This window comes from Sphingomonas sp. Leaf25 (assembly GCF_001421635.1).
Classification (GTDB): domain Bacteria; phylum Pseudomonadota; class Alphaproteobacteria; order Sphingomonadales; family Sphingomonadaceae; genus Sphingomonas.
In genome coordinates, this window is record NZ_LMKU01000012.1 from 491,142 (window position 1) to 499,530 (window position 8,389).

The window sequence follows — 8,389 nt, forward strand, 5'->3', positions numbered from 1 at the left end:
CGACGCTTCGGTTCGGATGAAGCAAACGTCACGCGGTAATCGGCCGGCACCCGCAACCGGGCACCGGCCGTACAGGATCAGCCGACGATTTCTTCGGACTTGAAGAAGAAGTCGATCTCGATCTTGGCATTCTCTTCCGAATCCGATCCGTGGACCGAATTGGCTTCGATCGATTCGGCCAGTTCCTTGCGGATCGTGCCGGCATCGGCGTTCGCCGGGTTCGTCGCGCCCATGATGTCGCGGTTCGCCTGCACGGCGTTCTCGCCTTCCAGCACCTGCACGACGACCGGACCGGAGATCATGAACGACACCAGATCGTTGAAGAACGGACGCTCGCGGTGGACGCCGTAGAAGCCCTCGGCCTGCTCGCGGGTCATCTGGATGCGCTTGGAGGCGACGACGCGCAGACCGGCTTCCTCCAGCATCTTGGTGACCGCGCCGGTCAGGTTGCGGCGGGTGGCATCGGGCTTGATGATCGAGAAAGTACGGGTGGCGGCCATGGTGGTCGCGGCTCCTGCGTTATGGTGTTTTGGTCGCGGCTCCCTAGTCGGGCAACCCCCGACAAGCAAGGCTCACGCCGCCTGCTCCCAGCCGCCGTCGCCCTGCCGCCAGTAGCGTCGCTCGATGCCGTCGCGCTCGCCCAGCGCCTTCCATGCGGTGCGGGCCGCCGCGATATGATCCTCGCCGAAGAAGTGAAACGCGCGGTCGAACCCCAGCGCCGCGTCGCGCCAGCGCCCGTCGACGATCGCGACGTTGCGCGCCCCATTGGCGGGGGTGGGGTCGGCGGCGATCAGCACCGCCTGCGCGCCGTCGTTGCCGGTTCCCGCCTCGGCATGCGGCAGGAAGCTGTCAGGCGCGTAGGTCCACAGCAGCGTGTCGATCGCGCGGCGCTGGTCGGCATCGTCCGACAGCAGCAGCAACCGCTCGCCGGCGTCGTGCAGCCGCGCGGCGATGCGCGGCAAAACCCGGTCGAGCGGGCTGCGGGTCAGGTGGTAGAAGTCGACTTTCATGACGCCTTTTCGTCGTTCCCGCGCAGGCGGGAACCCATTGCCGCTGCCGTTTCGAATCCATTCGCTACGTCGGCGTCAATGGATTCCCGCCTGCGCGGGAATGACGGCTATTCCTCGAAATTGTCCTTCACGAACCGGTCGAGCAGCCGCACGCCGAACCCGGTCGCGCCCTTGTCATGATGGGTGCCCGGCTTGTCGGCCCACACCATCCCGGCAATGTCGAGATGCGCCCAGCGTACGCCGTCCTCGATGTACCGCTTGAGGAACTGCGCGGCGGTGATCGATCCCGCGCCGCGCGGGCCGATGTTCTTCATGTCGGCGATCGGCGAATCGAGCAGCTTGTCGTAGGCGGGCGACAGCGGGAAGCGCCACAGCAGGTCGCCCGACTCCTTCGATGCCGCCAGCAGCTCGTCGGCCAGCGAATCGTCGTTGGCGAACATGCCGCCATGCTCGCTGCCAAGGCTGATAATCATCGCCCCGGTCAGCGTCGCGAGGTCGACGATGGTCTTGGGGTCATGCGTCCGCTGGACCCAGGTCAGCACGTCGCACAGCACCAGTCGTCCCTCGGCGTCGGTGTTCAGCACCTCGATCGTCTGTCCCGACATGCTGGTGATGACGTCACCGGGGCGCATCGCCTTGCCATCGGGCATGTTCTCGACCAGCCCGACCACGCCGACGACGTTCGCCTTCGCCTTGCGCGTGGCGATCGCCTTCATCGCGCCCGCCACGGCACCCGCGCCGCCCATGTCCCACTTCATGTCCTCCATGCCGGGTCCGGGCTTCAGCGAAATGCCGCCGGTGTCGAAGGTCACGCCCTTGCCCACCAGCGCGACGTCGGTGGTGTCGCCACCCTTGCCGTGCCAGCGCATCGCCAGCAGCCGCGCTTCCTTTTCCGAGCCGAGGCTGACGCCCAGCAGCGCGCCCATGCCCAGTTCGGCCATCTGCCGTTCGTCGAGGATGGTCAGCTCGACCCCCAGCGCTTCCAGCTCGCGGCACTTCTCGACGAAGCTGACCGGATAGAGGACGTTCGGCGGATCGGTGACGAGCGTGCGGGTAAGGTCCAGCCCCTGCGTGATCGCATCGGCGGCGACGAAGGCGTCGTCGATCCCGTCGGGCGCACCAACGATGGTGATCGTCGTCAGCGTCGGCTTCGATCGTTCGGGCAGCTTGGTGCGATAGCCGTCCTGCCGCCAGCCGCGTTGCGCCGCCGTCGCCGCGAACCGCGCGACCGCCGCCGCGTCGGGCGCGGTCGCCAGCGCACCGAAATCGACGGTCAGTTCGGTGAGGCCCGACAGCAGGAACCGCCCGGTCAGCGCACCGCCCGCCTTCTCGAGCGAAACGCCGCTGCCGTCACCGATACCGAGCAGGACTACCCGGCCCGCGTCGCCGCCCTCGGCGCCGGGCACGAAGACCTCGGCGATCGATCCCGCCTCACCATCGAAGCGACCCGCCCGCGCCGCGCCAGCGACGAGCGCCGCAACCGCATCATCCAGTCCGGCGGCGGCGGCGCGGTCGAGCCCGCCCGTCGCGATCGGCAGGACGAGGGCGGGGGGAATTTCGCTACGCTGGGCGAACTGGATCGAGATCGACATGAATTTCCTTTGTACTACGCGGGCGTCGGCGCGCCGGCTATCTTGGCGCGCCCGTCCCGGCACGTAAAGCGGGTGGACGGCGATTGCGGTTCCCGGGCGACGATGCAATAGGCGTTGCGACAGGCGCGATCAGGGCACCGACGGCATTGGGGAATCTGGACTAGTGAAGCGTGCGTTCGGGTCGCTGGCCCTTGGCCTGACGCTGGCGGTCGCCGGCCCTGCGCTGGCGCAGGACCTGCAGGATCGCGCTGCGCCTCCGCCGCCCCCCGAAAGCGCGCTGCCGATGCCGGCGAGCGCCGACCAGATCGATTTCTCGTCCGACCTGCTCGAATATGACAGCAACGCCGACATCGTCACCGCCAGCGGCGAAGTGCGGCTGCTGCGCGACGGCAATCGCCTGCGCGCCGACCGGGTGACGTGGAACCGCAAGTCGGGGCAGGTGGTGGCGACCGGCAACATCGCCGTCACCAATCCGCAGGGCGACATCGCCTATGGCGACCGGATCGAGCTGACCGATACGCTGAAGGACGGCGTGGTCGACAACATGCTCGTCGTCCTCGACGAAGGCGGGCGTATCGCCGCCAGACGCGGCACCCGGTCCGACAACGGCGTCGTGACGGTCGAGAGCGCGGCCTATACCCCGTGCGCCGTCACCACGTCGGCCGGCTGTCCCAAGGAGCCGTCGTGGAAGATCACCGCGCTGCGCGTCCGCTACGATCCGGTGCGACAGCGTATCCGCTACACCGGCGCGGGCCTCACGCTCTTTGGCCTGCCGACGATTCCGCTACCGTCGTTCTCGCATTCGATCGGCGGCAACAGCGATTCGGGTCTGCTCGCGCCGTCGATCCGGCTCGACCGGGTGAACGGCGTCGAAGTGGCCGTGCCCTATTATTTCAACCTCGCTCGCAACCGCGACCTGACGATCACGCCGCATGTCTTCACTGCCGTGCTGCCGATGCTCGAGGCGGAATATCGCGCGCTGGGCCGCAACGGCGCGTACCGGGTACAGGGCTTTGCGACGGTCAGCCGGCGCAGCGACGACCTCGTGCTCGGCGCTGCGCCCACCGGCACGCAGCAATCGTTCCGTGGCTATGTCGATGCGACCGGCCGGTTCCAGCTCGATCCCAACTGGAGCGTGTCGGGATCGTTGCGCTATACCACCGACCAGACGTTCCTGCGCCGCTACGACATTTCGCGCGACGACCGGTTGCGCAATAATATCTCGGTCGAACGGATCGACCGCGACTCGATGCTCTCGATCAGCGGCTGGGCGGTGCAGACGCTGCGTGTCGGCGATAATCAGGGGATGCAGCCGGTGGCGCTCCCCGAAATCGACTATCGCCGCCGCTTCAACGGCCTGCTCGGCGGGGTCGCGCAGGTTCAGCTCAACACGCTGGCGATCGGCCGGTCGGAGGGGCAGGATACCCAGCGCGCCTTCGCCGCCGCGCGGTGGGACCTGACGCGCTACACCCCGCTCGGGCAGGAAGTGACCTTCACCGCCTATGGCCGGCTCGATGCCTACAACACGCGCGACGTCATCGATACCGCCGTGCTGAGCTACCGCGGCGACGAGGGCTTTACCCCGCGCGGCATCGCCGCGCTGGCGGTCGATATGCGCTGGCCGTTCGTCGGCGCGGTGGGCCGGGGCACGCAGCGCATCAGCCCCCGCGTCCAGCTCGTCGCCTCGCCCAAGATCGCCAATCTCGCCGTCCCGAACGAGGACGCCCGCGCGGTCGATCTGGAAGACTCGAACCTCTTCGCGCTCAACCGCTTCGCCGGCTACGACCGGTTCGAGGATTCGTCGCGTGTCACCTATGGCCTCGACTATGCGCTCGATCTGCCCGGAGTCGCGGTGCAGACCACGATCGGCCAGAGCTATCGTACCTCCGAGCGCGCCAGCATCCTGCCCAACGGCACCGGGCTCGACGATCGTTTTTCCGATTTCGTCGGGCGCACCGATGTCCGCTTCCGCGAACTCGTGACGCTCACCCACCGCTACCGGCTCGACAAGGACGGGTTCAAAATCCGCCGCAACGAGATCGACGCGACGGTCGGATCGCGCCGCACCTATGTCCAGGTCGGCTATCTCCGCCTCAACCGCGACATCAGCGAGCTGGAGGATTTGCAGGACCGCGAGGAAATCCGCGCCGCCGGCCGTGTTGCCTTCGGTCCGTTCTGGTCGGCCTTCGCCTCGACCACCATCGATCTGACCGACCGATCGGAGGATGCGTTGTCGGTATCCGATGGCTATGACCCGATCCGCCACCGTATCGGCGCGCAATATGAGGACGATTGCCTCCGCCTCGGACTGACGTGGAAACGCGATTATCAGCGGATCGGCGACGCCCGCAGCGGTAACAGCTATCTCGTGACGCTGGCGTTCAAGAATTTGGGACGATAGATAAGGCTGCGTTCAGCCGCGACGGGCCATGATTTGGCCTGAATGGTTCGGCAGGCACGTCGCCGACGTGCGCATGGGATAGTACGACCAAGTGACCAACAACATCGTGAATGCCACCCGCCTCGGCCGTTCGATCGCCGGTTTCCTGAGCGTAGCCGCCGCCACCGCGCTTGCCGCGCAGACGGTCAGCGACGGACAGCAGGTGCCCGGCGCCAATCTGAACCTGCCGGGCAACCCGACCATCTTCGGCAAGGTCGACCCCAATATTCGCAAGCCGACCGCGATCGTGAACGATACGGTGCTTACCGGCACCGACGTCGACCAGCGCATGGCGCTGATCGTCGCGATCAACGATTTCAAGCTGAGCGCAGAGGACCGCGAGGTGCTGCGCGGGCAGGTCGTACGCCAGTTGATCGACGAGACGCTGCAGATCCAGCAGGCGAAGGCGAAGGACATCACCGTCACCGCGCCCGAACTGGAGCAGAGCTTCAATCGCCTCGCCAAGCAGCGGTTCCAGCAGACACCCGACCAGCTTCGCGCCTATCTCCGCTCGGTCGGCTCGTCGGAACGCTCGCTGCGTCGCCAGATCGAGGGTGAGCTGGCGTGGAGCCGGTTGCTGCGCAAGCAGGTCGAACCCTTCATCAACGTCGGTGAGGAAGAGGTCGAGGCGATCCGCGCCCGGCTGGAAGCGTCGAAGGGCACCGAGGAATACAGCCTCCGCGAAATCTATATTTCGGCGACGCCCGACCGCGCGGCCGAGGTACAGGCGGCGATGACCAAGATCGTCGAACAGATTCGCCAGGGTGCGCCGTTCGAATATTTCGCGCGCAACTTCTCCGAAGCCACCACCCGCGCGGTCGGCGGCGATCTTGGCTGGGTCCGCCTGAACATGCTGCCCGACCAGTTGCAGCGCGCCGCGACGCAGATGCAGGTCGGCCAGATTGCCGGACCGATCGAGGTGCCGGGCGGCTATTCGATCCTCTACCTCGCCGACAAGCGGCAGGTGCTGATGGCCGATCCGCGCGATGCCAAGGTGGCGCTGCGCCAGCTCACCCTGCCGTTCCCGCCGGGCACGACGCAGGCGCAGGCGACGCAGCGCGCCGCATCGTTCGCCACCGCGACGCAGGGCATCCGCGGCTGCGGCGACGCGACCAAGGTCGCGCAGTCCGAAAAGGCCGAGGTCGTCGACAATGATTCAGTCGTGATCCGCAACCTGCCGCCGGCGCTTCAGGAGATCATCCTGAAGCTGAACGTCGGACAGGCGACCCCGCCGTTCGGGTCGCCCAAGGACGGCATCCGCGTGCTGATCGTGTGCGGTCGCGACGATCCGCGCGGCGGCACCGTGCCCAGCGCCGAACAGATTCAGGACGGGTTGCAGCAGGAGCGCGTGAACCTGCGCGCCCAGCGGATGCTGCGCGATCTGCGGCGCGACGCGGTGATCGAATATCGTTGATCGGGGGCCGGGCATGACGCTCCCCCTCGCGGTATCCATGGGCGATCCCGCCGGCATCGGGCCGGAGGTGATCGCCAAGGCATGGGCCTCACGCGACGCCCACCGCCTGCCGTGCTTCTTCGCGGTCGGCGACGTGCGCGCGGTCAGCGCGGTGTGGTCCGGCCCGGTCGAGCGCATCGACGATCCGGCGCGTGCCGCCGCCGTGTTCGGTCGCGCGCTCCCCGTCCTGTCGGTCGCCGATGGTGGATCGATCGTCCCCGGCCGCCCCGATACCGAGGGGGCGGACTGCACGCTCCAGTCGCTCGAACTCGCCGCAGGTCTTGCCCGGTCGGGCGCGGCGGCAGGACTCGTGACGGGGCCGGTGTCGAAGGGCGAGCTTTACCGCATCGGCTTCACCTATCCCGGGCAGACCGAATTCGTCGCCGAACGTTGCGGCGTGGCGCGCGAGAATGCGGTGATGATGCTCGCCGGGCCGACGCTGCGCGTCGTGCCGCTGACTATCCACGAAGCGATCGTCGATGTGCCGCGCCTGCTCACCACCGAACTGGTCGTCGCTCGCGCGCGCGCGACCGTGCGCGGGCTGATGCTCGACTTCGGCATCGCCGCGCCGCGCCTCGCCGTCGCCGGGCTCAACCCGCATGCCGGGGAGGGCGGGGCGATCGGCCGCGAGGAGATCGACGTGCTGGCCCCCGCCATCGCCCGGCTGCGCGGTGAGGGGATCGACATCGTCGGGCCGCTGGCTGCCGACACCATGTTCCATCCGCGCGCCCGCGCCCGCTACGACGCTGCGCTGTGCCCGACGCACGATCAGGCGCTGATCCCGATCAAGACGCTGCATTTCGACGACGGGGTCAACATCACGCTCGGCCTGCCGATCGTGCGCACCTCGCCCGACCACGGCACTGCGTTCGACATCGCCGGTGAGGACCGCGCCGAGCCGGGCGCGATGATCGCCGCGATCGCGATGGCTGGCCAGGCAGCGGCCCGCCGCGCCGCCGCCCGGTGAGCATCGCTCCCGTCCACGACCTGCCGCCGCTGCGCGAGGTCATCCAGCGTCACGGCCTGTCGGCCAGTAAGGCGCTGGGGCAGAATTTCCTGTTCGACCAGCAATTGCTCGGCCGGATCGCGCGCGTGCCCGGCGACCTGCACGATGCCGAGGTCCTCGAAGTCGGTCCCGGCCCCGGCGGCCTCACCCGCGCGCTGCTGCTGGCAGGGGCAAGGGTGACGGCGATCGAGCGCGACCGCCGCTGCATCCCGGCACTTGCCGAACTGGGCGAGGCGTTTCCCGATCGCCTGCGCGTGATCGAGGGTGACGCGCTGGAGATCGACGCGCGCACGCTGTTCGCGGGCAAGCCGCACATCGCCTCCAACCTGCCCTATAACGTCGGCACCCCGCTGTTCGTCGGCTGGCTTTCGGCCGACTGGGAGCCATGGTGGCAGAGCCTGACGCTGATGTTCCAGCGCGAGGTCGCCGACCGGATCGTGGCGCAGGCGAACGACGATGCCTTTGGCCGCCTCGCCGTCCTCGCCCAGTGGCGCAGTGCCGCGCGCATTGCGATGCCGGTCCATCGCAGCGCCTTCACGCCGCCGCCCAAGGTCATGTCGGCGGTGGTCCATGTCGTGCCGACGCCCGCGCCCGACGGCGTCCGTCTGCGCACCCTCGAAACGCTGACCGCCGCCGCCTTCGGCCAGCGCCGCAAGATGCTTCGCCAGAGTTTGAAAGGCGTCCCCGGCGCGCTGGCGGCGGCGGAGGCGATCGGCATCGACTCGACGCGACGGGCGGAGACGGTCAGCGTGGCGGAGTTCGTCGAACTGGCGAGGGTGTTGGGGTAGGGGATCATCCTCACCCACATTCGTCATTTCCGCGAAGGCGGGAATCCATAGCCGCCACCGAAGCGACTCAAGCCCGAAACGTCAGCGGCTATGGATTCCC

7 protein-coding genes are annotated in these 8,389 nt (G+C 68.1%); 4 read left to right on the forward strand and 3 right to left on the reverse strand.

Going from position 1 to position 8,389, the window contains the following annotated elements:
- Nucleotides 1-77 precede the first annotated feature (77 nt).
- The 3 genes from ndk to ASE78_RS06875 form a co-directional block, all read right to left on the reverse strand.
- Nucleotides 78-500, reverse strand: a complete 423-nt coding sequence (gene ndk / locus ASE78_RS06865; protein WP_056494817.1) for a nucleoside-diphosphate kinase — start codon at nt 498-500, stop codon at nt 78-80.
- Nucleotides 501-572: 72 nt separating this feature from the next.
- Entirely contained in the window at nt 573-1,010 is a 438-nt protein-coding gene (locus tag ASE78_RS06870; protein ID WP_056494822.1) for a DNA polymerase III subunit chi, read from the reverse strand.
- 107 nt (nt 1,011-1,117) lie between these two features.
- Nucleotides 1,118-2,602: a leucyl aminopeptidase gene (locus ASE78_RS06875; protein WP_056494825.1), complete on the reverse strand. Its 1,485-nt coding sequence runs from the start codon at nt 2,600-2,602 to the stop codon at nt 1,118-1,120.
- A 163-nt stretch (nt 2,603-2,765) separates the two neighbouring features.
- On the opposite strand from ASE78_RS06875, the gene ASE78_RS06880 reads away from it, so the two are divergent.
- The 4 genes from ASE78_RS06880 (at nt 2,766) to rsmA (ending at nt 8,289) form a co-directional block, all read left to right on the forward strand.
- A complete protein-coding gene (locus tag ASE78_RS06880; protein ID WP_056494828.1) occupies nt 2,766-5,003 on the forward strand; it encodes an LPS-assembly protein LptD in 2,238 nt (745 codons plus the stop codon).
- 91 nt (nt 5,004-5,094) lie between these two features.
- Entirely contained in the window at nt 5,095-6,456 is a 1,362-nt protein-coding gene (locus ASE78_RS06885) for a peptidylprolyl isomerase (RefSeq protein WP_056494831.1), read from the forward strand.
- 13 nt (nt 6,457-6,469) lie between these two features.
- A complete protein-coding gene (gene pdxA, locus ASE78_RS06890) occupies nt 6,470-7,462 on the forward strand; it encodes a 4-hydroxythreonine-4-phosphate dehydrogenase PdxA (RefSeq protein ID WP_082467041.1) in 993 nt (330 codons plus the stop codon).
- Complete coding sequence (gene rsmA / locus ASE78_RS06895) at nt 7,459-8,289, forward strand: 16S rRNA (adenine(1518)-N(6)/adenine(1519)-N(6))-dimethyltransferase RsmA (protein ID WP_414886803.1); 831 nt, start codon at nt 7,459-7,461, stop codon at nt 8,287-8,289. The genes pdxA and rsmA overlap by 4 nt, the downstream gene beginning before the upstream one ends.
- Nucleotides 8,290-8,389: the final 100 nt, after the last annotated feature.

Bases quoted from the DNA above. Each gene is read 5' to 3' on its own strand.
- ASE78_RS06875 (WP_056494825.1), bottom strand. From the start codon at position 2,602: ATGTCGATCTCGATCCAGTTCGCCCAGCGTAGCGAAATTCCCCCCGCC.
- pdxA (WP_082467041.1), top strand. From the start codon at position 6,470: ATGACGCTCCCCCTCGCGGTATCCATGGGCGATCCCGCCGGCATCGGG.
- ASE78_RS06870 (WP_056494822.1), bottom strand. From the start codon at position 1,010: ATGAAAGTCGACTTCTACCACCTGACCCGCAGCCCGCTCGACCGGGTT.
- ndk (WP_056494817.1), bottom strand. From the start codon at position 500: ATGGCCGCCACCCGTACTTTCTCGATCATCAAGCCCGATGCCACCCGC.